The 24,507-nt window shown below is 64.3% G+C and carries 32 protein-coding genes; all 32 read left to right on the forward strand.

The genetic code is table 11. The annotated features are described in order from the left end of the window. Window positions 1–80: 80 nt before the first annotated feature. The 32 genes from rpoC to rplQ all read left to right on the forward strand — a co-directional run bounded on the left by rpoC (window position 81) and on the right by rplQ (window position 24,372). Window positions 81–4,304: a DNA-directed RNA polymerase subunit beta' gene (rpoC, locus tag D9R12_RS08045; RefSeq protein ID WP_122229644.1), complete on the forward strand. Its 4,224-nt coding sequence runs from the start codon at window positions 81–83 to the stop codon at window positions 4,302–4,304. Window positions 4,305–4,536: 232 nt separating this feature from the next. Continuing rightward, window positions 4,537–4,911: a 30S ribosomal protein S12 gene (gene rpsL, locus D9R12_RS08050; protein WP_014161387.1), complete on the forward strand. Its 375-nt coding sequence runs from the start codon at window positions 4,537–4,539 to the stop codon at window positions 4,909–4,911. A gap of 11 nt (window positions 4,912–4,922) precedes the next feature. Then, window positions 4,923–5,390, forward strand: coding sequence for a 30S ribosomal protein S7 (gene rpsG, locus D9R12_RS08055; protein ID WP_014161386.1), 468 nt, complete (start codon window positions 4,923–4,925; stop codon window positions 5,388–5,390). Window positions 5,391–5,578: 188 nt separating this feature from the next. Continuing rightward, window positions 5,579–7,666 (forward strand): elongation factor G, encoded by a 2,088-nt coding sequence (gene fusA, locus D9R12_RS08060; RefSeq protein ID WP_014161385.1) that lies wholly within the window; start codon window positions 5,579–5,581, stop codon window positions 7,664–7,666. A gap of 137 nt (window positions 7,667–7,803) precedes the next feature. Next, on the forward strand, window positions 7,804–8,994 hold the full coding sequence (tuf, locus tag D9R12_RS08065) for an elongation factor Tu (protein WP_014161384.1): 1,191 nt from the start codon (window positions 7,804–7,806) through the stop codon (window positions 8,992–8,994). A 704-nt stretch (window positions 8,995–9,698) separates the two neighbouring features. Beyond that, window positions 9,699–10,010 (forward strand): 30S ribosomal protein S10, encoded by a 312-nt coding sequence (gene rpsJ / locus D9R12_RS08070; protein WP_014161383.1) that lies wholly within the window; start codon window positions 9,699–9,701, stop codon window positions 10,008–10,010. Between the two features lie 11 nt (window positions 10,011–10,021). Beyond that, complete coding sequence (rplC, locus tag D9R12_RS08075; RefSeq protein ID WP_014161382.1) at window positions 10,022–10,675, forward strand: 50S ribosomal protein L3; 654 nt, start codon at window positions 10,022–10,024, stop codon at window positions 10,673–10,675. Window positions 10,676–10,686: 11 nt separating this feature from the next. Then, complete coding sequence (gene rplD / locus D9R12_RS08080; protein ID WP_014161381.1) at window positions 10,687–11,292, forward strand: 50S ribosomal protein L4; 606 nt, start codon at window positions 10,687–10,689, stop codon at window positions 11,290–11,292. Continuing rightward, a complete protein-coding gene (gene rplW / locus D9R12_RS08085) occupies window positions 11,289–11,591 on the forward strand; it encodes a 50S ribosomal protein L23 (protein ID WP_014161380.1) in 303 nt (100 codons plus the stop codon). The genes rplD and rplW overlap by 4 nt, the downstream gene beginning before the upstream one ends. A gap of 11 nt (window positions 11,592–11,602) precedes the next feature. After that, window positions 11,603–12,430: a 50S ribosomal protein L2 gene (gene rplB / locus D9R12_RS08090; RefSeq protein WP_014161379.1), complete on the forward strand. Its 828-nt coding sequence runs from the start codon at window positions 11,603–11,605 to the stop codon at window positions 12,428–12,430. A gap of 6 nt (window positions 12,431–12,436) precedes the next feature. Continuing rightward, window positions 12,437–12,712 carry a 30S ribosomal protein S19 gene (gene rpsS / locus D9R12_RS08095; RefSeq protein ID WP_014161378.1) on the forward strand — a complete coding sequence of 92 codons (276 nt, stop codon included), beginning with the start codon at window positions 12,437–12,439 and terminating at the stop codon, window positions 12,710–12,712. Window positions 12,713–12,722: 10 nt separating this feature from the next. Continuing rightward, window positions 12,723–13,064, forward strand: a complete 342-nt coding sequence (gene rplV / locus D9R12_RS08100) for a 50S ribosomal protein L22 (protein ID WP_014161377.1) — start codon at window positions 12,723–12,725, stop codon at window positions 13,062–13,064. Window positions 13,065–13,068: 4 nt separating this feature from the next. Beyond that, window positions 13,069–13,788 (forward strand): 30S ribosomal protein S3, encoded by a 720-nt coding sequence (gene rpsC, locus D9R12_RS08105; protein ID WP_014161376.1) that lies wholly within the window; start codon window positions 13,069–13,071, stop codon window positions 13,786–13,788. A 6-nt stretch (window positions 13,789–13,794) separates the two neighbouring features. Further along, window positions 13,795–14,208 (forward strand): 50S ribosomal protein L16, encoded by a 414-nt coding sequence (gene rplP / locus D9R12_RS08110; RefSeq protein WP_014161375.1) that lies wholly within the window; start codon window positions 13,795–13,797, stop codon window positions 14,206–14,208. Next, window positions 14,208–14,408, forward strand: a complete 201-nt coding sequence (gene rpmC, locus D9R12_RS08115; RefSeq protein ID WP_122229646.1) for a 50S ribosomal protein L29 — start codon at window positions 14,208–14,210, stop codon at window positions 14,406–14,408. The genes rplP and rpmC overlap by 1 nt, the downstream gene beginning before the upstream one ends. A gap of 11 nt (window positions 14,409–14,419) precedes the next feature. Then, the gene (rpsQ, locus tag D9R12_RS08120) at window positions 14,420–14,686 is read left to right on the forward strand and encodes a 30S ribosomal protein S17 (protein WP_014161373.1); all 267 of its coding nucleotides are present in this window, start codon (window positions 14,420–14,422) and stop codon (window positions 14,684–14,686) included. Between the two features lie 14 nt (window positions 14,687–14,700). Then, window positions 14,701–15,069 carry a 50S ribosomal protein L14 gene (gene rplN, locus D9R12_RS08125; RefSeq protein ID WP_014161372.1) on the forward strand — a complete coding sequence of 123 codons (369 nt, stop codon included), beginning with the start codon at window positions 14,701–14,703 and terminating at the stop codon, window positions 15,067–15,069. Between the two features lie 133 nt (window positions 15,070–15,202). Continuing rightward, on the forward strand, window positions 15,203–15,520 hold the full coding sequence (gene rplX / locus D9R12_RS08130) for a 50S ribosomal protein L24 (RefSeq protein WP_014161371.1): 318 nt from the start codon (window positions 15,203–15,205) through the stop codon (window positions 15,518–15,520). An 11-nt stretch (window positions 15,521–15,531) separates the two neighbouring features. Continuing rightward, on the forward strand, window positions 15,532–16,074 hold the full coding sequence (gene rplE / locus D9R12_RS08135; RefSeq protein ID WP_014161370.1) for a 50S ribosomal protein L5: 543 nt from the start codon (window positions 15,532–15,534) through the stop codon (window positions 16,072–16,074). Window positions 16,075–16,089: 15 nt separating this feature from the next. After that, on the forward strand, window positions 16,090–16,395 hold the full coding sequence (gene rpsN / locus D9R12_RS08140) for a 30S ribosomal protein S14 (protein ID WP_014161369.1): 306 nt from the start codon (window positions 16,090–16,092) through the stop codon (window positions 16,393–16,395). A gap of 82 nt (window positions 16,396–16,477) precedes the next feature. After that, the gene (gene rpsH, locus D9R12_RS08145) at window positions 16,478–16,876 is read left to right on the forward strand and encodes a 30S ribosomal protein S8 (protein WP_122229648.1); all 399 of its coding nucleotides are present in this window, start codon (window positions 16,478–16,480) and stop codon (window positions 16,874–16,876) included. A gap of 18 nt (window positions 16,877–16,894) precedes the next feature. Next, window positions 16,895–17,422, forward strand: a complete 528-nt coding sequence (gene rplF, locus D9R12_RS08150; RefSeq protein ID WP_122229650.1) for a 50S ribosomal protein L6 — start codon at window positions 16,895–16,897, stop codon at window positions 17,420–17,422. 130 nt (window positions 17,423–17,552) lie between these two features. Beyond that, on the forward strand, window positions 17,553–17,909 hold the full coding sequence (rplR, locus tag D9R12_RS08155) for a 50S ribosomal protein L18 (RefSeq protein ID WP_014161366.1): 357 nt from the start codon (window positions 17,553–17,555) through the stop codon (window positions 17,907–17,909). 273 nt (window positions 17,910–18,182) lie between these two features. Then, entirely contained in the window at window positions 18,183–18,719 is a 537-nt protein-coding gene (rpsE, locus tag D9R12_RS08160; protein WP_014161365.1) for a 30S ribosomal protein S5, read from the forward strand. Continuing rightward, complete coding sequence (gene rpmD, locus D9R12_RS08165; RefSeq protein WP_014161364.1) at window positions 18,712–18,903, forward strand: 50S ribosomal protein L30; 192 nt, start codon at window positions 18,712–18,714, stop codon at window positions 18,901–18,903. Before rpsE ends, rpmD begins: the two co-directional genes overlap by 8 nt. Beyond that, entirely contained in the window at window positions 18,903–19,346 is a 444-nt protein-coding gene (gene rplO / locus D9R12_RS08170; protein WP_043290599.1) for a 50S ribosomal protein L15, read from the forward strand. Before rpmD ends, rplO begins: the two co-directional genes overlap by 1 nt. A gap of 7 nt (window positions 19,347–19,353) precedes the next feature. After that, a complete protein-coding gene (gene secY / locus D9R12_RS08175; protein WP_122229652.1) occupies window positions 19,354–20,688 on the forward strand; it encodes a preprotein translocase subunit SecY in 1,335 nt (444 codons plus the stop codon). A gap of 514 nt (window positions 20,689–21,202) precedes the next feature. Continuing rightward, window positions 21,203–21,559: a 30S ribosomal protein S13 gene (rpsM, locus tag D9R12_RS08180; RefSeq protein WP_014161361.1), complete on the forward strand. Its 357-nt coding sequence runs from the start codon at window positions 21,203–21,205 to the stop codon at window positions 21,557–21,559. A 12-nt stretch (window positions 21,560–21,571) separates the two neighbouring features. Next, complete coding sequence (gene rpsK / locus D9R12_RS08185) at window positions 21,572–21,964, forward strand: 30S ribosomal protein S11 (protein WP_014161360.1); 393 nt, start codon at window positions 21,572–21,574, stop codon at window positions 21,962–21,964. A gap of 14 nt (window positions 21,965–21,978) precedes the next feature. Further along, the gene (gene rpsD / locus D9R12_RS08190; protein ID WP_014161359.1) at window positions 21,979–22,608 is read left to right on the forward strand and encodes a 30S ribosomal protein S4; all 630 of its coding nucleotides are present in this window, start codon (window positions 21,979–21,981) and stop codon (window positions 22,606–22,608) included. A 51-nt stretch (window positions 22,609–22,659) separates the two neighbouring features. Then, window positions 22,660–23,658, forward strand: a complete 999-nt coding sequence (locus tag D9R12_RS08195) for a DNA-directed RNA polymerase subunit alpha (protein WP_014161358.1) — start codon at window positions 22,660–22,662, stop codon at window positions 23,656–23,658. 333 nt (window positions 23,659–23,991) lie between these two features. After that, window positions 23,992–24,372 (forward strand): 50S ribosomal protein L17, encoded by a 381-nt coding sequence (gene rplQ / locus D9R12_RS08200; protein ID WP_122229654.1) that lies wholly within the window; start codon window positions 23,992–23,994, stop codon window positions 24,370–24,372. Window positions 24,373–24,507: the final 135 nt, after the last annotated feature.

Below are 24,507 nucleotides of genomic sequence, written 5' to 3' on the forward strand. Positions count from 1 at the left end.
CCGGTCCCCGGTCCCGGGTCCCGACGAACAGCCTTTCAGCCCATCTTTGATACGAATTCCTCCGACCTGGAGAAACCCCAATGAAAGACCTGCTCAACCTCTTCAACCAGCAGCGCCAGACCCTGGACTTCGACGCGATCAAGATCGCGCTGGCCTCCCCGGACCTGATCCGCTCGTGGTCCTTCGGCGAAGTGAAGAAGCCGGAAACCATCAACTACCGGACCTTCAAGCCCGAGCGCGACGGCCTGTTCTGCGCCGCCATCTTCGGGCCGATCAAGGACTACGAGTGCCTGTGCGGCAAGTACAAGCGCATGAAGCACCGCGGCGTGGTCTGCGAGAAGTGCGGCACCGAGGTCACCCTGGCCAAGGTGCGCCGCGAGCGCATGGGCCACATCGACCTGGCCTCGCCGGTCGCGCACATCTGGTTCCTCAAGTCGCTGCCCTCGCGCATCGGCCTGATGCTGGACATGACCCTGCGCGACATCGAGCGGGTGCTGTACTTCGAAGCCTACGTGGTGACCGAGCCGGGCCTGACCCCGCTGGAAAGCCGCCAGCTGCTCAACGAAGAGCAGTACATGATTGCGCGCCAGGAGCACGGCGACGACTTCGATGCCGCCATGGGCGCCGAAGCGGTGTTCGAGTTGCTGCGCGGCATCGACCTGCAGGCCGAGATGGTCAAGCTGCGCGAGGAAATCGCCAGCACCGGTTCGGAAACCAAGCTCAAGCGCCTGACCAAGCGGATCAAGCTGGTCGAAGCCTTCCTCGAGTCGGGCAATCGTCCGGAATGGATGGTCATGACCGTGCTGCCGGTGCTGCCGCCGGACCTGCGTCCGCTGGTGCCGCTGGATGGCGGCCGCTTCGCGACCTCGGACCTGAACGACCTGTACCGGCGCGTCATCAACCGCAACAACCGCCTGCGCCGGCTGCTGGAGCTCAATGCGCCGGACATCATCGTGCGCAACGAAAAGCGCATGCTGCAGGAGTCGGTTGACGCGCTGATGGACAACGGCCGCCGCGGCCGCGCCATCACCGGCACCAACAAGCGCCCGCTCAAGTCGCTGGCCGACATGATCAAGGGCAAGCAGGGCCGCTTCCGCCAGAACCTGCTGGGCAAGCGTGTGGACTACTCGGGCCGTTCGGTCATCGTGGTCGGTCCGTACCTGAAGCTGCACCAGTGCGGCCTGCCCAAGAAGATGGCGCTTGAGCTGTTCAAGCCGTTCGTGTTTGCCAAGCTGCAGCGTCGCGGCCTGGCCACCACCATCAAGGCGGCCAAGAAGCTGGTCGAGCGCGAGGAAGGCGAAGTCTGGGACATCCTGGAAGAAGTCATCCGCGAGCATCCGGTGCTGCTGAATCGTGCACCGACCCTGCATCGCCTGGGCATCCAGGCGTTCGAGCCGGTGCTGATCGAAGGCAAGGCCATCCAGCTGCATCCGCTGGTCTGCACCGCGTTCAACGCCGACTTCGACGGTGACCAGATGGCCGTGCACGTGCCGCTCTCGCTGGAAGCCCAGCTCGAAGCGCGTGCGCTGATGATGTCCTCCAACAACATCCTGTCGCCGGCCAATGGCGAGCCGATCATCGTGCCCTCGCAGGACGTGGTGCTGGGCCTGTACTACATGACCCGCGCGCTGGAAAACAAGAAGGGCGAGGGCATGGCCTTTGCCAACATCGCCGAAGTCAAGCGCGCCTACGACAACCGGGTGGTGGAACTGCATGCCAAGGTCAAGGTCCGCATCACCGAGACGGTGATCGGCGAGGACGGCAGCCGGGAGAAGAAGACCGCGATCGTGGAGACCACGATCGGGCGTGCGCTGCTGGCCGAAATCCTGCCCGATGGCCTGCCGTTTGCGCTGGCCAACACCGACCTGACCAAGAAGAACATCTCGCGCCTGATCAACTCCAGCTACCGCCAGCTGGGCCTGAAGGACACGGTGGTGTTCGCCGACAAGCTGATGTACACCGGCTTTGCCTACGCCACCCGCGCCGGCGTGTCGATCGGCATCAACGACATGGTCATCCCCGAGGAGAAGAAGAGCATCCTGAGCGAGGCCGAGCAGGAAGTGCTGGAGATCCAGGAACAGTACCAGTCCGGCCTGGTGACCGCCGGCGAGCGCTACAACAAGGTCGTGGACATCTGGTCGCGGACCAACGAGCGCATCGCCAAGGCGATGATGGACACCATCGGCACCGAGAAGGTGGTCAACGCCAAGGGCGAGACCATCAACGAGAAGTCGATGAACTCGCTGTACATCATGGCCGACTCCGGTGCCCGCGGCAGCCAGGCCCAGATCCGCCAGCTGGCCGGCATGCGCGGCCTGATGGCCCGTCCCGATGGCTCGATCATCGAGACGCCGATCAAGGCCAACTTCCGCGAAGGCCTGAACGTGCAGGAGTACTTCAACTCCACCCACGGTGCCCGCAAGGGCCTGGCCGATACCGCGCTGAAGACCGCCAACTCCGGTTACCTGACCCGTCGCCTAGTCGACGTGGCCCAGGACGTGGTGATCACCGAAGTCGATTGCGGCACCTCGGAAGGTCTGACCATGACCCCGATCGTGGAAGGCGGCGATGTGGTCGAGCCGCTGCGCGAGCGCGTGCTGGGCCGGATCGTGGCCGAGGACGTGTTCCTGCCGGGCAACGACGAGGATCCGATCGTCACCCGCAACACGCTGCTGGACGAAGCGTGGGTGCAGAAGCTCGAGGACGCCAGCGTGCAGGCACTGAAGGTCCGCTCGACCATCACCTGCACTTCGGAGTTCGGCGTGTGCGCGCTGTGCTACGGGCGCGACCTGGCCCGCGGCCACACCGTCAACATCGGCGAAGCGGTCGGCGTGATCGCCGCCCAGTCGATCGGTGAGCCCGGCACCCAGCTGACCATGCGCACGTTCCACATCGGTGGCGCGGCCTCGCGTGCGGCAGCGGTGGACAACATCACGGTCAAGACCACCGGCTCGGTCAAGTTCAACAACCTCAAGTCGGTCGAACACGCCAGCGGCAACCTGGTGGCCGTGTCGCGCTCGGGCGAACTGTCGGTGCTGGACGCTCACGGCCGTGAGCGCGAGCGCTACAAGCTGACCTACGGCGCGACCATCAATGTCAAGGACGGCGATCCGGTCAAGGCTGGCCAGACCGTGGCCAACTGGGATCCGCACAACCACCCGATCGTGTCGGAAGTGGCCGGGTTCGTGCGCTTCGTGGACTTCGTCGACGGCATCACCGTCATCGAGAAGACCGACGAGCTGACCGGCCTGGCCTCGCGCGAGATCACCGATCCGAAGCGTCGTGGCTCGCAGGGCAAGGACCTGCGTCCGCTGGTGCGCATCGTCGACGCCGACGGCAATGACCTGAACATCCCGGGCACCGACCTGCCGGCGCAGTACCTGCTGCCGCCGCGTTCGGTCGTCAACCTGCAGGACGGCGCCGCCGTCGGCGTGGGCGACGTGGTCACCAAGGTGCCGCAGGAAGCGTCCAAGACCCGCGACATCACCGGCGGTCTGCCGCGCGTGGCCGACCTGTTCGAAGCGCGCAAGCCCAAGGATCCTGCGATCCTGGCCGAGCGATCGGGCGTGGTCAGCTTCGGCAAGGACACCAAGGGCAAGCAGCGCCTGATCATCAAGGACACCGACGGCACCGAGCACGAGGAGCTGATTCCCAAGTTCCGTCAGATCATCGTGTTCGAAGGCGAGCACGTGGCCAAGGGCGAAACCATCGTGGACGGCGAGCCGAGCCCGCAGGACATCCTGCGCCTGCTGGGTGTCGAGCCGCTGGCGGCCTATCTGGTCAAGGAAATCCAGGATGTCTACCGCCTGCAGGGCGTGAAGATCAACGACAAGCACATCGAAGTGATCACCCGCCAGATGCTGCGCAAGGTGGAAATCACCGACCCCGGCAACAGCAAGTTCCTGGCCGGCGAGCAGGTCGAGAAGCAACGCATGATCGAGGAGAACGCCAAGCTGGTGGCCCGCAACGAGCTGCCGGCCCAGGCCGATCCGGTCCTGCTGGGCATCACCAAGGCGTCCCTGGCCACCGAGTCGTTCATCTCGGCGGCGTCCTTCCAGGAAACCACCCGGGTCCTGACCGAGGCCGCCGTGCGCGGCACCCGCGACAACCTGCGCGGCCTGAAGGAAAACGTGATCGTCGGCCGGCTGATTCCTGCAGGCACGGGTCTGACCTACCACGCCGGCCGCCGGCGCAACGCCGCGGGCCTGACCGAGTCGGAAATGGCAGCCCTGTCCGGTCCGGCCAGCACCGAAGCGATCGCCGAAGGCGGCGATGCCGAGTCCGAAAGCGGCGCCGGGCAGTAAGCAAGACCGGCCGGCCCTTGCCAGGGCTGGCCGGGCCAGGTGGAAAGGGGCGCAGGAGGTGCCCCGTCTCCCGGTCGGGGATCGACCAGACGGCTGGATGGATTTGATCGGTTGACGACAAATTCGATAGCCCGCTATACTCTCCTGTCTCGGCGGGCCGCTTTTACGGCCTGCCGTCGTTTTCACGCTCAAGGCCCGGCTTCTCCGGCGCCTTCATTCGAAGAATCCAAAGATGGCAACGATCAACCAGCTGGTCCGCAAGCCGCGGCAGGCACCCACGTACAAGAGCCAGTCGCCCGCGCTGGACAACTGCCCGCAGCGCCGTGGCGTCTGCACCCGCGTCTATACCACCACGCCCAAGAAGCCGAACTCGGCACTGCGCAAGGTGGCCAAGGTGCGCCTGACCAACCAGGAAGAAGTCATCAGCTACATCGGTGGCGAAGGGCACAACCTGCAGGAGCACTCGGTGGTGCTCATCCGCGGCGGTCGCGTCAAGGACCTGCCGGGTGTTCGCTACCACACCGTGCGCGGTTCGCTGGACGCCGCCGGCGTTGCCAAGCGTCGCCAGGGCCGTTCCAAGTACGGCGCCAAGCGCCCGAAGAGCTAAGGGAATAAGACATGTCACGTAAAGGTTCCGCGCCGCAGCGCACTGTTCTGCCTGACCCCAAGCACGGGTCGCAGACCATCGCCCGCTTCATCAACATGGTGATGCTGAGCGGCAAGAAGTCCGTCGCCGAGAAGATCGTCTACGGCGCCATGGACGTCATTGGCGAGAAGAATCCCAACCCCCTCGAGCTGGTCGAGAAGGCGTTGGAAAATATCTCCCCGGCGGTCGAGGTCAAGTCGCGCCGCGTCGGTGGTGCCACCTACCAGGTGCCGGTCGAAGTGCGCGCCTCGCGCCGCCTGGCCCTGGCCATGCGCTGGCTGATCGAGTCGGCCCGCAAGCGTGGTGAAAACACCATGCCAAGGAAGCTGGCCGCCGAACTGCTGGACGCCTCGGAAAATCGTGGCGGCGCCGTCAAGAAGCGGGAAGAAACCCACCGCATGGCCGAAGCCAACAAGGCGTTCGCGCACTACCGCTGGTAACAGCCATGCCGGGGGCTTGATTCAACGGCCCCCAGGCGCCATTCAGGCGCCACGCTGCGGTGATCACCGCGCCAAGACGACGAAAGCCGCCCTCGGGCGGCGTTCGGTCTTTAGGAAACCGGTGATCCTCCGCCCCCGTCCGCACGCTCAGCGCGCGGCGTTCTATCAACAAACAAGAGAGACTCCTCGTGGCTCGCACCACTCCCATCGAGCGTTACCGCAACTTCGGCATCATGGCCCACATCGACGCGGGCAAGACCACCACGTCGGAGCGCATCCTGTTCTACACCGGCGTCAGCCACAAGATTGGTGAAGTGCACGATGGCGCCGCCACGATGGACTGGATGGAGCAGGAGCAGGAGCGTGGCATCACCATCACCTCCGCTGCGACCACCGCGTTCTGGTCGGGCATGGACAAGTCCATGCCGCAACACCGCTTCAACATCATCGACACCCCCGGGCACGTGGACTTCACCATCGAAGTGGAGCGCTCGCTGCGCGTGCTTGATGGCGCGGTGTTCGTGCTGTGCGCGGTCGGCGGCGTGCAGCCGCAGTCCGAGACCGTGTGGCGCCAGGCCAACAAGTACGCGGTGCCGCGGCTTGCGTTCGTCAACAAGATGGACCGCACCGGTGCCAACTTCAACAAGGTGGTCGAGCAGCTCAAGACCCGCCTGGGAGCCTATGCAGTGCCGATGCAGGTGCCGATCGGCGCCGAGGACGGCTTCGAGGGCGTGGTCGACCTGATCAAGATGAAGGCAATCCACTGGGATACCGCCTCCCAGGGCACCGTGTTCGAGTACCGCGACATCCCGGCCGATCTGCGGGAAGAGGCCGAAGCCGCGCGCAGCTTCATGGTCGAAGCCGCGGCCGAAGCCAGCGAAACGCTGATGGACAAGTACCTCAACGAGGGCGAGCTGTCCGAGGAAGAGATCCTGTCGGGTCTGCGTGAGCGCACCCTGCGCGTGGAAGTGGTGCCGGTGTACTGCGGCACCGCCTTCAAGAACAAGGGCGTGCAGGCCATGCTCGACGGCGTGATCCAGCTGCTGCCCTCGCCAACCGATCGTCCGCCGGTGCAGGGCATCGACGAGAACGAGAAGGAAGACACCCGCAAGGCCAGCGACAGCGAGCCCTTCTCGGCGCTGGCGTTCAAGATCATGACCGACCCGTTCGTGGGTTCGCTGACCTTCTTCCGCGTCTACTCGGGCGTGCTGAACTCTGGCGACGCGGTGTACAACCCGGTCAAGTCGAAGAAGGAGCGGGTGGGTCGCATCCTGCAGATGCATTCCAACAATCGCGAGGAAATCAAGGAAGTGCGCGCAGGCGACATCGCTGCCGCGGTGGGCCTGAAGGACGTCACCACCGGTGACACGCTGTGCGCGCAGGACAAGATCATTACCCTGGAGCGGATGGTGTTCCCGGAGCCGGTGATCTCGATGGCGGTCGAGCCCAAGACCAAGTCGGACCAGGAAAAGATGGGCGTGGCGCTGGGTCGCCTGGCGCAGGAAGACCCGTCCTTCCGTGTCCGTACCGATGAGGAATCCGGCCAGACCATCATCGCCGGCATGGGCGAGCTGCACTTGGAAATCATCGTCGACCGCATGAAGCGCGAGTTCAACGTTGAAGCCAACGTCGGCAAGCCGCAGGTGGCCTACCGCGAGACCATCCGCAAGGCGGTCAGGCAGGAAGGCAAGTTCGTGCGCCAGTCCGGTGGCCGCGGCCAGTACGGCCACATCGTCATCGAGATGGAGCCGGCCGAGCGCGGCGCGGGCTTCTCCTACGAGAGCGCGATCGTCGGTGGCGTGGTGCCGAAGGAATACGTCGCTGCGGCCGGCAAGGGCATCGAGGACGCACTGAAGAACGGCGTGCTCGCCGGCTTCCCGGTGGTCGATGTGTCCATCAAGGCCGTCGATGGTTCGTTCCACGACGTGGACTCCAACGAAATGGCGTTCAAGGTCGCCGGCTCCATGGCGTTCAAGGAGGCCTTCAGCAAGGCCAGTCCGGTCCTGCTGGAGCCGATCATGAAGGTCGAGATCGTCACCCCCGAGGATTACCTGGGCGACGTGATGGGCGATGTCAGTCGTCGTCGCGGCATCCTGCAGGGCCAGGATGACACACCCTCGGGCAAGGTGATCAAGGCGATGGTGCCGCTGGGCGAGATGTTCGGTTACGCCACCACGCTGCGCTCGATGTCGCAGGGCCGGGCGACCTTCTCGATGGAGTTCGACCATTACGCCGAAGCGCCGGCCAACATCGCCGAAGCGGTCACCAAGAAATAAGAGCCGGGATTCGGGGCCCGGGACCGGGGACCCGGAAGATCAAGAGCCATGGCGCTTTTGCTTCTTCGGGTCGCCGGTCGCCGGTCCCGGGTCCCGGGACCAAAATTCCGGAAAACTATCAGCAGGGTATTACGACAATGGCAAAGGGTAAGTTCGAGCGCACCAAGCCGCACGTGAACGTGGGCACCATCGGTCATGTGGACCATGGCAAGACCACGCTGACCGCTGCACTGACCAAGGTCGGTGCCGAGCGGTTCGGTGGCGAGTTCAAGGCCTATGACGCGATCGACGCGGCGCCGGAAGAGAAGGCGCGCGGGATCACGATCTCCACCGCGCACGTGGAATACGAATCGCCCAACCGCCACTACGCGCACGTGGACTGCCCGGGCCACGCCGACTATGTCAAGAACATGATCACCGGTGCGGCGCAGATGGACGGGGCGATCCTGGTGTGCTCGGCCGCCGACGGCCCGATGCCGCAGACCCGCGAGCACATCCTGCTGTCGCGCCAGGTCGGCGTGCCGCACATCGTGGTCTACCTGAACAAGGCTGACATGGTCGATGACGCCGAGCTGCTCGAGCTGGTCGAGATGGAAGTGCGCGAGCTGCTGAGCAAGTACGACTTCCCCGGCGATGACACCCCGATCATCCACGGCTCGGCCCGCCTGGCGCTGGAAGGAGACCAGAGCGAGATCGGCGTGCCCTCGATCCTGAAGCTGGTCGATGCGCTGGATACGTTCATTCCCGAACCGCAGCGCGACATCGACAAGGCGTTCCTGATGCCGGTCGAAGACGTGTTCTCGATTTCCGGCCGTGGCACCGTGGTGACCGGCCGAATCGAGCGCGGCGTGATCAAGGTTGGCGACGAAATCGAGATCGTCGGCATCCGTCCGGTGCAGAAGACCACCGTGACCGGCGTGGAGATGTTCCGCAAGCTGCTGGACCAGGGCCAGGCAGGCGACAATGCCGGCCTGCTGCTGCGCGGCACCAAGCGCGACGACGTCGAGCGCGGCCAGGTACTGGCCAAGCCCGGTTCGATCAAGCCGCACACCGAGTTCGAGGCCGAGGTCTACGTGCTGAGCAAGGACGAAGGCGGCCGCCACACCCCGTTCTTCAAGGGCTACCGTCCGCAGTTCTACTTCCGCACCACCGACATCACCGGTGCGGTGACGCTGCCGGAAGGCACCGAGATGGTGATGCCGGGCGACAACGTGAAGATGACCGTGACCCTGATCAACCCGGTGGCGATGGACGAAGGCCTGCGCTTTGCGATCCGCGAAGGCGGCCGCACCGTCGGCGCCGGCGTCGTAGCCAAGATCATCAAGTGATGTGACGGCGCGTTCGCGCACCCGCGCGAACGCCTTTGCCGGAACATCATCCCCGCGCAGGCGGGGATCCAAAGGACGCGCAGGGTTTCGCCAGAACATCATCCCCGCGCAGGCGGGGATCCAAAGGACGCGCAGGCCTTTGCCGGAACATCATCCCCGCGCAGGCGGGATCCAAAGGACGCGCGGGGCTTTGTCAGATCGTCATCCCCGAATGCTTCAATCGGGGATCCAAAGGACGCGCAGGGCTTTGTCAGATCGTCATCCCCGAATGCTTCAATCGGGGATCCAGGGGCTCGGCAGGACTTGGGTTTCCCATCCCCGCCAGTAAGTACTGCAGTGACCGCCGGTCCATCCTGGGAGATGCGACCGGCCTACCGCGAAAAGAGGCGCAGGAAGTGCCTCGTGTTCGCCAGACAGGACGTTGACGTGTGAATCGATGGCGTGAAAAGGCAACTTTTCGCGCTGGTATTGCGCCCGAGTAGTTGACGGCCGTAGTTCATGCGTTCTATACTTCCCCGTCTGGGCAGGCCGTTCATCGGTCTGCCTTGTTTGTCAGGAAGATTCCCGGGCCTTTGACGGCCCCGGCGCGCAGCCTGGATCAGGCAGCACACGGCGCAGGGACCTTCAAAAAAGCACGTGAACCATTACCGGGGCAAGGCATCCCAGAGGCCGCGCCCGTCGCTCTTTCAACACAGGAAATCGTCATGGCGGACCAGAAGATCCGTATCAGGCTCAAAGCCTACGATCATCGCCTGATCGACCGATCGGCAAGCGAGATCGTCGAAACGGCCAAGCGGACCGGCGCGCAAGTGCGCGGCCCGATCCCGCTTCCCACCAAGATCGAGCGCTACACCATTCTGGTGTCGCCGCACGCCGACAAGGATGCGCGCGATCAGTACGAGACCCGCACCCACAAGCGTGTGCTGGATATCGTGGATCCCAACGACAAGACCGTCGACGCGCTGATGAAGCTCGAGCTGGCGGCTGGCGTTGACGTCCAGATCAAGTTGACCTGAGGCAAACGACCATGACTGCGAAGAAATTTTCGTTGGGCATCGTTGGCCGCAAGGCCGGCATGACCCGGGTGTTCACCGAAGATGGCAAGTCCATCCCGGTCACCCTGATCGAAGCCACCCCCAATCGCATCACCCAGATCAAGACCACCGAGACCGACGGCTACAGCGCCGTGCAGGTTGCCGTGGGAACGCGTCGTGCGGGTCTGATCAACAAGCCGATTTCCGGTCACCTGGCCAAGGCCAAGGTCGAGCCAGGTCGCGGCCTGTGGGAGCTGCGCGTGGAGCCCGACAGGATCGGCGACTTCAGCATTGGCGGCGAGATCAAGGCCGACATCTTTGAAGTGGGCCAGAAGGTCGACGTCCAGGGTGTGACCAAGGGCAAGGGCTTCCAGGGCACGATCAAGCGCTACAACTTCCGGATGGGTGACGCCACCCACGGCAACTCGCTGTCGCATCGCGCACCGGGTTCGCTCGGTCAGCGCCAGACCCCGGGTCGTGTGTTTCCGGGCAAGAAGATGTCCGGCCACATGGGTGCCGTGCAGCAGAGCACGCAGAACCTTGAAGTCGTCCGCGTGGACCTCGAGCGTGGCCTGATCGCCATTCGCGGTGCCGTGCCGGGCGCGCCGGGTGGCGACGTGATCGTGCGGCCGGCGAGCAAGGGCTAAGGAGAACGATGATGGAACTTGCCATTAACGGCAGCGCCAACACCCTGTCGGTCTCCGACGAAGTGTTTGGCCGCCAATTCAGTCAGGACTTGGTCCACCAGGTCGTCGTGGCCTACCGCAACGCAGGTCGCGCGGGCACCAAGGCCCAGAAGACCCGTTCGGAAGTCAACGGCACCACCAAGAAGTCCAAGAAGCAGAAGGGCGGCGGTGCGCGTCACGGCGCGCTGACGGCTCCGATCTTCGTTGGCGGCGGCGTGACCTTTGCGGCCAAGCCGCGCAGCTTCGAGCAGAAGGTCAACCGCAAGATGTACCGGGCGGCGATGAAGGCCATCCTGAGCGAGCTGGCTCGCCAGGACCGCCTGACCGTCGTCGATACCTTCGACGTCGAGGCGACCAGCACCAAGAGCCTGATTTCCAAGCTCCAGGGCCTGAACGTCGGCACGCGTCCGCTGATCGTGACCGAAGACGCTTCCGAGCACCTGTACCTGTCGGCCCGCAACCTGCGCTACGTCCAGGTGCGTGACGTGCAGGGTCTGGACCCGGCATCGCTGGTCGGGGCCGACACGGTCGTGATCACCGCTGAGGCGGTGAAGAAGATCGAGGAGTGGCTGGCATGAGCATCAGTAACGAAAAAATCTTCAGTGTGCTGCGCGCGCCGCGCGTGTCTGAAAAGACGGCACGGCTGCAGGAAGTATCCAATCAGTATGTCTTCGAAGTCTCGAACGATTCCACCAAGGCTGATATCAAGGCCGCGGTCGAGCAGTTGTTCGACGTCAAGGTCGAGGCTGTCAACGTGGTGAACGTCAAGGGCAAGAACAAGTCCTTCCGTAACCGCAGCGGCCGCCGCGGCGACTGGAAGAAGGCGTATGTGCGTCTGGCCGATGGCCAGGCCATCGACGTGTCGGCCACGGCCTGAGGTAGACCCACATGCCATTGATGAAATTCAAACCCACTTCCCCCGGCCGTCGTTCGGCCGTGCGCGTGGTGACGCCGGACCTGCACAAGGGTGCCCCGCATGCTGCGCTGCTGGAGAAGCAGAGCAAGACCGGCGGTCGCAACCACCATGGCCGCATCACCACCCGCCACATCGGCGGTGGCCACAAGCAGCATTACCGCATCATCGATTTCAAGCGCGACAAGGTCGGCATTCCCGCCCGTGTCGAGCGGATCGAATACGATCCCAACCGCACCGCGCACATCGCGTTGCTGTGCTATGTCGACGGTGAGCGCCGTTACATCATCGCGCCCAAGGGCCTGAAGGCCGGTGACCAGGTAATCGCCGGCCGTGACGCCCCGATCCGCGCCGGCAACACCCTGCCGCTGCTGAACATCCCGGTCGGTACGACGGTCCACTGCATCGAGCTGAAGGTCGGCAAGGGCGCGCAGATCGCCCGCGCTGCCGGTGCCGCGGTGCAGCTGGTGGCCCGCGAGCAGGGCTTTGCCACCCTGCGTCTTCGCTCTGGCGAAATGCGCAAGGTGCCAGCCGAGTGCTGCGCCACCGTCGGTGAAGTCGGCAACGACGAGCACAGCCTCGAGAAGCTGGGCAAGGCAGGCGCCAAGCGCTGGCGGGGTGTCAAGCCGACCGTCCGCGGCGCAGCCATGAACCCGGTCGACCATCCGCACGGCGGTGGTGAGGCCAAGGCGGGCCAGGGCAACCCGCATCCGGTCACGCCCTGGGGCGTACCGACCAAGGGTTACAAGACGCGCCACAACAAGCGCACCCAGCAATTCATCGTCCGCGATCGTAGGGGCTAATCGACCATGGCACGTTCACTCAAGAAAGGCCCGTTCGTCGATCACCACCTGATCAAGAAGGTGGAGGCTGCGGCCGGTAGCAAGCGTCCGATCAAGACCTGGTCGCGTCGTTCCATGATCCTGCCGGAAATGGTGGGTTTCACCATCGCCGTGCACAACGGCAAGAACCACGTTCCGGTGCTGGTCAACGAGAACATGGTCGGCCACAAGCTCGGCGAATTTGCCGTCACCCGGACCTTCAAGGGTCACGGTGGCGACAAGAAGTCGGCCGGCAAGCGCTGAGGAGATGACAATGGAAGCGAAAGCCATCCTGCGCACCGCGCGCATCTCCCCGCAGAAGGCCCGCCTGGTCGCCGACCAGGTGCGCGGTCTGTCGGCCGAGCGCGCCGTCAACCTGCTGAAGTTCTCGGACAAGAAGGCTGCGGCCCTGATCAAGAAGGTGGTCGAGTCGGCCATCGCCAATGCCGAGAACAACCAGGGCGCCGACGTCGACGAGCTGAAGGTCACGACCATCATGGTCGACGAAGGCCCGACGCTGAAGCGTTTCATGGCCCGCGCCAAGGGCCGCGGCACGCGCATCCTCAAGCGCACCAGCCATATCACCGTGGTGGTTGGCGAAGGCAAGGGCAAATAAGACTATGGGCCATAAAGTACATCCGACCGGTATCCGCCTTGGCATCTCCAAGGACTGGAATTCCAAGTGGTTCGCCAACAAGGGCGACTACGCCAGCTATCTGGCCGCCGACCTCAAGGTTCGCGAGATGCTGCGCAAGAAGCTTGCCCAGGCCGGCATCAGCAGGATCCTGATCGAGCGTCCGGCCAAGACCGCCCGCGTGACCATTCACACCGCCCGTCCGGGCGTGGTGATCGGCAAGCGCGGCGAGGACATCGAGAAGCTGCGCAAGGAAGTGAGCGAGATGATGGGCGTTCCGGCGCACATCAACGTCACCGAAGTGCGCAAGCCCGAGCTGGACGCCCAGCTGGTGGCCGAGTCCATCGCCCAGCAGCTGGAGCGGCGCATCATGTTCCGCCGCGCGATGAAGCGCGCGGTCGGTAACGCGATCCGCCTCGGTGCCCTGGGCATCAAGGTGAACGTGGCTGGCCGTCTGAACGGTGCCGAGATCGCCCGTTCCGAGTGGTACCGCGAGGGTCGTGTGCCGCTGCACACCCTGCGCGCGGACATCGACTACGGCTTTGCCGAAGCCAAGACCACCTACGGAATCATCGGTATCAAGGTGTGGGTCTACAAGGGCGAAGTGTTCGACTTCAGCCAGGTGGGTCAGGAAAAGCAGGACGATTCGCGCCCCGAGCGCAGTGAACGTCCGTCGCGCCCGTCCCGCGATCGTGATGCGAGGTAACCGGCAATGTTGCAACCCAAGCGAACCAAATACCGCAAGATGCACAAGGGCCGCAATTCGGGCCTGAGCTGGAGCGGAAACCTCGTCTCATTCGGCGAGTACGGCCTGAAGGCCACGGCGCACGGCCAGCTGACCGCGCGTCAGATCGAGGCTGCGCGGCGTTCCATCAGTCGCTATGTCAAGCGCGGCGGCAAGATGTGGATCCGCGTGTTCCCCGACAAGCCCATCACCAAGAAGCCGATCGAAGTGCGCATGGGCTCCGGCAAGGGCAACGTGGAGTACTGGGTCGCCCAGATTCAGCCGGGCCGCATGATCTATGAAATCGAAGGCGTGGATGAGGCAACGGCACGCGAGGCGTTCCGCCTGGCTGCCGCCAAGCTTTCGGTCACCACCACCTTTGTTGCCCGGACGGTGCGCTAATGGCCATCAACGAACTCCGCGAGAAGTCTGCTGACGAGCTCAACGCCCATTTGGGCGAGCTGCGCAAGGAGCAGTTTTCCCTGCGCATGCAGAAGGCCACCGGCCAGCTGCCGAAGACCCACGAAACCCGCCGGGTCCGCCGCGAGATCGCTCGCGTCAAGACCCTGCTCGGCCGGCCGCAATCGAGCAAGCAGAAGTAAGGACCGCCGACATGAGTGACAACGAACAGAAAACGCAGCGCACGGTCGAAGGCCGTGTCGTGAGCAACAAGATGGACAAGACGGTCACCATTCTGGTGGAGCGTCAGGTCAAGCACGCCCTGTACGGCAAGTACATCAAGCGCTCGACCAAGCTGCACGCCCACGACGCCGACAATGCCTGCAACGAAGGCGACCTGGTCCGGATCGTGGAGATCGCGCCGCTGTCCAAGACCAAGAACTGGCGCGTGGTCGAGATCGTCGCCCGCGCGGCCGAATAAGAGGAGTCTGAATCATGATCCAGATGCAGAGCTATCTCGACGCGGCCGACAACTCCGGCGCCAAGGAGCTGATGTGCATCAAGGTGCTGGGCGGTTCCAAGCGTCGCTATGCCGGCATCGGTGACATCATCAAGGTCACCGTGAAGGATGCGATCCCGCGCGGCAAGGTCAAGAAGGGTGAGGTCTACGACGCGGTCGTGGTGCGGACCCGCAAGGGTGTGCGTCGCGCCGACGGTTCGCTGATCCGCTTCGACGGCAACGCCGCGGTGCTGCTCAACAACAAGCAGGAGCCGATCGGGACCCGTATCTTCGGACCGGTGACCCGTGAACTGCGCTCCGAGAAGTTCATGAAGATCGTCTCGCTCGCACCCGAAGTGCTGTGAGCGGAGGGTGAGCCGGGCGCGGCCTATGCCGCACTGCCCCGGCGAACGCCCGGCCAGGATGGCCGGGCAGGGCGATCCGAAGTGGTGAAGTGACGCCAGGGATGGCAGCGGCTTTCCAACCAGAGAAACTACAATGGCTAACCGAATCAAGAAAGGCGACCGCGTGGTCGTCCTGACCGGCAAGGACAAGGGCAAGCAGGGCGATGTGCTGCGTGTGGAAGGCGACCGCGTGGTCGTGTCCAACGTCAACATCGTCAAGCGCCATACCAAGCCGAACCCCCAGGCTGGTGTTGCTGGTGGCGTCGTCGAGCGCGAAGCCTCGATCCATATCTCCAATGTCGCTCCGTTCAACGCCGCTACCGGCAAGGGCGAGCGCATTGGCTTCAAGGTGCTGGAGGATGGACGCAAACTGCGTGTGTTCCGCTCCAGCGGTGAGGCGCTCGACGCCTGAGGAATGAGGTCATGACCACCCGTCTCGAAAAAATCTACAAGGAAGAGGTCGTTCCGAACCTGACCAAGAAGTTCGGCTACACCAATCCGATGGAAGTGCCCAAGATCACCAAGATCACCATCAACATGGGTGTGGGTGAAGCGGCGGCCAACAAGAAGATCTTGGAAAACGCCGTCGCCGACCTGGCCAAGATCTCCGGCCAGAAGCCGATCACGACCAAGTCACGCGTGTCGGTGGCCTCGTTCAAGATCCGTGACGGCTGGCCGATTGGCTGCAAGGTCACCCTGCGCCGCGCCCGCATGTACGAATTCCTCGATCGCCTGGTGAGCATCGCCCTGCCGCGTGTGCGCGACTTCCGCGGCGTATCCGGTCGCTCCTTCGATGGCCGTGGCAACTACAACATGGGCGTGAAGGAGCAGATCATCTTCCCGGAAATCGACTTCGACCAGGTCGACGCGGTCCGCGGCATGGATATCGCCATCACCACCACCGCCAAGACCGATGCCGAAGCCAAGGCGTTGCTCGAAGCGTTCAAGTTCCCGTTCCGCAACTAAGTCGAGGAGACACGCATGGCAAAGACCTCCATGGTCAACCGCGACATCAAGCGGGCGAAGCTGGCCAAGAAGTACGCGGTCAAGCGCGAAGCACTGAAGAAGATCATTTCCAGCCAGGATGCGTCCTACGAGGAAAGGATCGACGCGTCGACCAAGCTGCAGAAGCTGCCACGCGATTCGTCGCCGAGCCGTTTCCGCACCCGGTGCGAGCTGTCCGGCCGCCCGCGTGGCGTCTACAGCAAGTTCGGCCTGGGTCGAAACAAGCTGCGCGAAGCCACCATGCGTGGCGACGTGCCTGGCCTGCGCAAGGCCAGCTGGTAGAAAGTGCCGGGACCCGGGACCCGGGTCAATCGAACGAAATTCGCATCCCGCGGATATCGGTGCACTCAAAGGTTCCATAACAATGAGCATGACTGATCCCATCGCCGACATGCTGGTCCGCATCAAGAATGCGACCGCCGTTGGCAAGCAGACGGTGAAAATGCCGTCCTCCACCATCAAGGTCGCCATTGCCGGCGTGCTGAAGGCCGAGGGCTACATCGCCGACTCGCGCGTCACCAAGATCGAGAACAACAAGGCCGAGCTGGAAATCGTCCTCAAGTACTTCGAGGGCAAGCCGGTCATCGATACGCTCAAGCGCGTATCGCGTTCGGGCCTGCGCCACTACCGGGGCAAGGACGAACTGCCGAAGGTCCTCAACGGCCTGGGCATCGCCATCATCTCCACCTCCAAGGGCATCATGACCGATTCGCAGGCGCGCCAGCAGGGCGTCGGCGGTGAAGTCCTGTGCTTCGTGGCCTAAGCGAAGGAGCTTGCGACCATGTCCCGCGTAGCCAAGAAGCCGATCACCCTGGCCAAGGGTGTTGAATACAAGAACGAGAGTGACACGCTGACCGTCAAGGGCCCCAAGGGCACCCTGTCGTTGGCCAAGCCGGCCGGCGTCGAGATCACCCTGGAAAACGGCGTGCTGAACCTCTCCTCTGTTGCCCCGGGCGACGACGCCATCACCGGCACCATTCGCGCGATTCTGGCCAACATGGTCCAGGGCGTGTCCGAAGGCTTCCAGCGCAAGCTGGATCTGGTCGGCGTGGGTTACCGCGCCACCATGCAGGGCGCGGACCTGAGCCTGGCGCTTGGATTCTCGCACCCGATCCTGTTCAAGGCCCCCGAAGGCATCACCTTGGCGGCCCCGAGCCAGACCGAAATCCTGGTGCAGGGCGCAGACAAGCAGCGCGTCGGTGAAGTCGCGGCCAAGATCCGCAGTTTCCGTCCGCCGGAGCCGTACAAGGGCAAGGGCGTGAAGTACTCCGACGAAACCATCATTCGCAAGGAAGCCAAGAAGGCCTAAAGGCGAGCGGAGAGGGTCGAGCAGTGAGAAGTGGGGAAGAAAAGGCAGACTGCCAGGCTTTCGCTCACTCCTCACTGTTCCCCGCTCACTCCTCGCTCAACGCCGATCCGCTTCTGTGAGGTCACTGAATATGAGCATCAAGAATACCGCCCGCCTGCGCCGCGCCAAATCCACCCGTTCGCACATCCGGGTGCTCGGCGTGCATCGCCTGACCGTGCTGCGTACCGGCCAACACCTGTACGCGCAGGTCTTCACCGCCGATGGCTCCAAGGTGGTGGCTTCAGCCAACACCCTGCAGGCCGACGTCAAGGAAGGCCTGAAGAACGGCAAGAACAGCGACGCCGCCGCCAAGATCGGCAAGCTGATCGCCGAGCGCGCCAGGGCCGCAGGGGTGGAGAAGGTCGCCTTCGACCGTTCCGGCTACCGCTACCATGGTCGCGTCAAGGCGTTGGCCGATGCAGCCCGCGAAGGCGGCCTGCAGTTCTAGGCGTTGACGGCGTGTTGGCGGTTCTGCTGCGGCCATCCTTGGCGTAGCATCTCCGCGCGGTGAGACTCCGGCCCGGTCATCCATGACGACCGGGCGTTCGCCAAGGTGGTCCGGCATGCCGGACCGGCGGCGCGCCGCGCACGCCTTGACTCTCCCTGCCGGTGCGGGCTGCACCGGGCGTACCGTTTCTTCTGCATTCGGCCACGCGTTACCGCTCCAGACCACAACCATAAGCGGCCAAGCCGTACAGACCCTTTCAACAGGAATATTCACATGGCAGAAGAACAACGCTCGCGCGGACGCGACCGCAACCGCGAAGAGAAAGTCGACGACGGCATGATCGAGAAGCTGATCGCGGTCAATCGCGTCAGCAAGACCGTCAAGGGTGGTCGCCAGTTCACCTTCACCGCACTGACGGTGGTGGGCGATGGCAACGGCCGCATCGGTTTCGGCTATGGCAAGGCGCGTGAAGTGCCGGTCGCCATCCAGAAGTCGATGGAATATGCCCGCAAGGGCATGCTCAGCGTGAACCTCAACAACGGCACCCTGTGGCACCCGGTCAAGGCCGGTCATGGTGCGGCGCGCGTGTTCATGCAGCCGGCTTCGGAAGGTACCGGCGTGATCGCCGGCGGCGCGATGCGCGCCGTGCTCGAAGCGGTCGGGGTCAAGAACGTGCTGGCCAAGGCGGTCGGTTCGCGCAATCCGATCAACCTGGTCCGCGCCACCCTGCGAGGGCTGGAAGACATGCAGTCGCCGGCGCACATCGCGGCCAAGCGTGGCAAGTCGGTAGAGGAACTTACCCATGGCTAATGAGTCCAACAAGACGGTCAAGGTCCGCCTGGTGCGCGGCCTGCGTGGTTCCCAGTCGCGTCACCGCCTGTCGGTGAAGGCGCTGGGCCTGAACAAGCTCAACGATGTGCGTGAACTGAAGGACAGCCCGCAGGTGCGCGGCCTGATCGCCAAGGTTCACTACCTCGTCCGCGTCGAGGAGTAATCAACATGCGTCTCAACACTCTCGCGCCCGTCGATGGCGCCCGTACCGACCGCAAGCGCGTCGGTCGCGGTATCGGTTCGGGCCTGGGCAAGACTGCCGGCCGCGGCCACAAGGGTTCCTTCGCCCGTTCGGGCAAGGGCAAGATCAAGGCGAAGTTCGAAGGCGGCCAGATGCCGCTGGTCAAGCGTTTGCCGAAGGTCGGTTTCCGCTCCAAGCTGAAGAAGGAGTGCGCCGAAGTGCTGTCCTACCAGCTGGACAAGCTGGAAGCCGGTGAGATCGACTTCGCTGCGCTGCGCGCCGCCGGGCTGGTGCCCAGCACCGCCAAGCGTGCCAAGATCGTGAAGAAGGGTGACCTCAGCAAGGCTTTCACCCTCAAGGGTGTAGCCACCACGGCCGGCGCCAAGGCGGCGATCGAAGCCGCCGGCGGCAGCATCCAGGAGTAAGCGAGGCATGGCGCAACAGGGCATTGCAGGGGGTCTGGGCAAGTTCACCGAGCTGCGGCAGCGTTTGCTGTTCGTGCTCGGGGCCTTGATCGTGTACCGGATCGGCTGCTTCGTCCCGGTGCCGGGTGTGAATCCCGATGCCATGCTTGCGCTCATGCAGCAGCAGGGCGGCAGCATCGTGGACATGTTCAACATGTTCTCCGGTGGCGCCCTGCATCGCTTCAGCATCTTTGCGCTGAACGTGATGCCGTATATCTCGGCATCGATCGTGATCCAGCTGGGCGCTCATATCTTTCCGGCGCTCAAGGCGCTGCAGAAGGAAGGCGAGTCCGGCCGGCGCAAGATCACCCAGTACTCACGCATCGGCGCGGTGCTGCTGGCGGTGGTGCAGGGCGGCAGCATCGCCCTGGCCCTGCAGAACCAGACCGCGCCGGGTGGCGCGCCGGTGGTGTACATGCCGGGCGCCGGCTTCGTGTTGACCGCCATCGTTGCGCTGACCGCCGGCACCATCTTCCTGATGTGGGTGGGTGAACAGGTGACCGAGCGCGGCGTCGGCAACGGCGTGTCACTGATCATTTTCGCGGGCATCGTCGCCGGCTTGCCGGCTGCGGTGATCCAGACCTTCGGTGCAGTCAATGACGGGACGATGAGCCCGATCGCGCTGATCATCGTGGCCGTGGTGGTGTTTGCCTTCACCTGGTTCGTGGTGTTCGTCGAACGCGGGCAGCGGCGGATCACGGTGAACTACGCCCGCCGCCAGGGCGGCCGCAACGCGTACATGAACCAGACCTCGTTCCTGCCGCTCAAGCTGAACATGGCAGGGGTGATCCCGCCGATCTTCGCCTCCTCGATCCTGGCTTTTCCGGCGACGCTGGCGATGTGGTCCGGCCAGTCCCCGGCCGCGCTGACCCTGCAGCGCATCTCGCAGGCACTGGCCCCGGGCGAGCCGCTGCACATGATCGTGTTCGCGGCGATGATCATCGGCTTCGCGTTCTTCTACACCGCGCTGGTGTTCAATTCGCAGGAGACGGCCGAAAACCTGAAGAAGTCCGGGGCGCTGATCCCGGGCATCCGTCCGGGCAAGGCGACCGCCGACTACGTCGACGCGGTGCTGACCCGGCTGACGGCCGCCGGTGCGTTGTATCTGGTGGCGGTGTGCCTGCTGCCGGAAGTGATGCGCACCCAGCTGGGCACCTCGTTCTACTTCGGTGGCACCTCGCTGTTGATTGTGGTCGTGGTGGTGATGGACTTCATTGCCCAAATCCAGGCGCACCTGATGTCGCACCAATATGAAAGCCTGTTGAAGAAGGCCAACCTGAAGGGGCGAGGCGGCACGCGCTAGCGCGGCACTGCCGCGCCGTGCTGCCGTCCGGCCCGGCCACGGATGGCCGGGCCGGACGGCCCGCAAGCCGGCCATGGCGCGCCATGGATGGCGGCAGGAAGTTCCCCGGAGTAACTTGCTTTTTTGCGCCGGGTCTCCTCCACCAGGCATGACGTGGGCAGGAAGCCCGGCGGAAGAACACAGGCGGTCCCATCCGCCATCGAGCCCGGCCATCGGCCGGACTTTCAAAATGGGCGGCTCGTGCGGCGGTCTCGCGCGCGGGTGTGAAGCGTCCAGTCCCTGCGCCGGAGTAGCGCGGGGCGGCGGAACGGCCCCCGGGCCGGACCGCCAGGCCGTTTCCGGCGCCGGAGCATGGGCACACTCCCCATGCCGGGTCCGTGGAACCGAAAGGTTCCATGGGCTTCCAAGTAACCCGAGACCTTGCTATCATTTCCAGTTCACTACGCCACAAGCGCGTCTGTCCGTCGACCGGGTAGGCGCTCGCCGGCCATCAAACAGTTTGGAGAATCGCGTCATGGCGCGTATTGCAGGTGTCAACCTGCCTGCCCAGAAGCACGTCTGGGTGGGGCTGCAGAGCATCTACGGCATTGGCCGTACCCGGTCCAAGAAGGTCTGCGAAGCCGCAGGCGTGACGGTGACCACCAAAATCCGTGACCTGTCCGAACCCGAGGTCGAGCGCCTGCGCGCCGAGATCGGCAAGTACATCGTCGAAGGCGACCTGCGTCGCGAAGTAGGTATGGCGATCAAGCGCCTGATGGACCTGGGCTGCTACCGCGGCCTGCGCCATCGCCGTGGCCTGCCGCTGCGCGGCCAGCGCACCCGTACCAATGCCCGTACCCGCAAGGGTCCGCGCAAAGCCATCAAGAAGTAAGGGGCGCACATCATGGCCAAGCCAGCTGCAAAGGCACCGAAGAAGAAGATCAAGCGCGTCGTCACCGACGGCGTTGCCCACGTCCACGCTTCGTTCAACAACACCATCGTCACCATCACCGACCGCCAGGGCAATGCGCTCTCGTGGGCCACCTCCGGCGGTGCAGGCTTCCGCGGTTCGCGCAAGTCCACTCCGTTCGCCGCACAGGTCGCCGCCGAGAAGGCCGGCCGTGCAGCACTGGACTACGGCCTGAAGTCGCTGGAAGTGCGCATCAAGGGTCCGGGTCCGGGCCGTGAGTCGGCCGTACGTTCGCTCAACAACGTCGGCTACAAGATCACCAACATCATCGACGTGACGCCAATCCCGCACAACGGGTGCCGTCCGCCGAAGAAGCGTCGCGTCTAAGGGAGCGATAACAAATGGCTCGTTACATCGGTCCTACCTGCAAGCTCGCCCGCCGCGAAGGCGCAGACCTGTCCCTCAAGAGCCCGGCGCGCGCGCTGGACTCCAAGTGCAAGCTGGAACAGAAGCCCGGCCAGCACGGCGCCACCGCCCGCAAGGGCAAGCTGTCCGACTACGCCACCCAGCTGCGTGAAAAGCAGAAGGTCAAGCGGATCTACGGCCTGCTGGAGCGCCAGTTCCGCAACTACTACAAGAAGGCCTCGACCAAGAAGGGCAACACCGGCGAGAACCTGCTGCAGCTGCTGGAAACCCGCCTGGACAACGTGATCTACCGCATGGGGTTTGCGGTCACCCGTCCGGCCGCCCGCCAGCTGGTCTCCCATCGCGGCGTGCTGGTCAACGGCAAGTCGGTCAACCTGCCGTCCTACCAGGTCAAGGCCGGCGACGCCATCGAGCTGTCGGAGAAGGCCCAGAAGCAGCTGCGCGTGCAGGAATCCCTGACCGTGGCCGAACAGCTGGACCTGAGTCCGTCGTGGGTGGAAGTGGATTCGAAGAAGTTCGCAGGCGTGTTCAAGGCCGTGCCGGTCCGTTCGGATCTGCCCGCCGACATCAACGAAGCGCTGATCGTCGAGCTTTACTCGAAGTAATCACATTCGCACCCCTGCCCTGGCAGGGGTGTTTGCAGGAGACATAGCAACATGACGGGTATCACTCAGCAAGTGCTGCGCCCCCGCGGCCCGCAGATCGAGCGCCTGACCGAGAACCGCGCCAAGGTGGTCATCGAACCGCTGGAGCGGGGTTATGGTCACACGCTGGGCAATGCGCTGCGCCGCGTGCTGCTGTCGTCCATCCCCGGCTTCGCCATCACCGAGGTCGAGATCGACGGCGTGCTGCACGAGTACAGCACCATCGAGGGGTTGCAGGAGGACGTGCTGGAAGTCCTGCTGAACCTCAAGGATGTGGCCATCCGCATCCATACCGGCGACAACGCCACCCTGAGCCTGACCAAGCAGGGCCCGGGCGTGGTCACCGCAGGTGACATCAAGACCGACCACAACGTCGAGATCCTCAATCCCGACCACGTGATCGCGCACCTGACCAAGGACATCGCAATCAACCTGCGCCTGAAGATCGAGCGTGGTTTCGGCTACCAGCCGGCCTCCGCCCGTCGTCGTCCGGACGAAGAAAACCGCGCCATCGGCCGCCTGGTTCTGGATGCCTCGTTCTCGCCGGTCCGCCGCGTGGCCTACGCGGTCGAGTCCGCGCGTGTCGAGCAGCGCACCGACCTGGACAAGCTGGTCCTGGACATCGAGACCAACGGCACCATTGACGCGGAGGAAGCCGTGCGCACCGCCGCCGACATCCTGAGCGATCAGCTGTCGGTGTTCGGTGACTTCACCCACCGCGACCGCGGTGCGCCCAAGCCGCAGACCGGCGGGGTGGATCCGGTCCTGCTGCGTCCGATCGACGACCTGGAGCTGACCGTGCGTTCGGCCAACTGTCTCAAGGCCGAGAGCATCTACTACATCGGCGACCTGATCCAGAAGACCGAAGTCGAACTGCTCAAGACCCCGAACCTGGGCAAGAAGTCGCTGACCGAGATCAAGGAAGTGCTGGCCCAGCGTGGCCTGTCGCTGGGCATGAAGCTGGAGAACTGGCCGCCGGCCGGCGTCTCCCAGCACGGCATGCTGGGGTGAGATAGCGTTTGCGAAGCACGGGTTCGCGCGCCGTCGAGCACCATCCGCGCTGCGCCGGGCCGGGGCGTTGTCCCAGCCCTCTTGAAACGAGACGCCCGGCCAAGGATGGCCGGGCCGGACGTTCCGAAGTCCGTGCTGTTGCGCCACCGATGGCGGTGATGAAAGTCTCGATCACTTAGAAGCAAGCAACACCCACGCATCGACGCGCCGCAAAGGCCCGCGATGTCGTCCGGACAGGATGACCGGATCCAGGACCAACCGCAGTCCATGCAATAACGCCACGATGGCGACAGCGAACCTCAACAGACACAACATTTTCCAGGAACCACTGTCATGCGCCACCAGAAAGCCGGTCGTAAGTTCAACCGCACCAGCTCGCATCGCGCCGCGATGTTCTCCAACATGGCCGCCTCGCTGATCAAGCACGGCCTGATCAAGACCACCCTGCCCAAGGCCAAGGAACTGCGCCGTGTCGCCGAGCCGCTGATCACCCTGGCCAAGGTCGACGGCGTGGCCAATCGCCGCCTGGCCTTCTCGCGCCTGCGCGACAAGGAAGCGGTCGGCACCCTGTTCACCACGCTGGGCCCGCGCTACGTGTCGCGCCCGGGTGGCTATCTGCGCATCCTCAAGTGCGGGTTCCGCGCGGGCGACAACGCGCCGATGGCCTACGTGGAACTGGTCGACCGTCCGGACGCGGCCGCGGCCGACGATTAATCGACCCGGCGCCCAGATGCCGCCCACGCAGACCCCGGCTCGATGTCGGGGTCTTGCATTTATGGACAGGGCGAGCGGCGACTTTCGCATTGGCCGGCAGAGGCGGGGATGGAGATAATGCGGGCACCTTCCACA

The sequence above is a fragment of the Pseudoxanthomonas spadix genome, assembly GCF_003703395.1.
Lineage (GTDB): Bacteria > Pseudomonadota > Gammaproteobacteria > Xanthomonadales > Xanthomonadaceae > Pseudoxanthomonas_A > Pseudoxanthomonas_A spadix.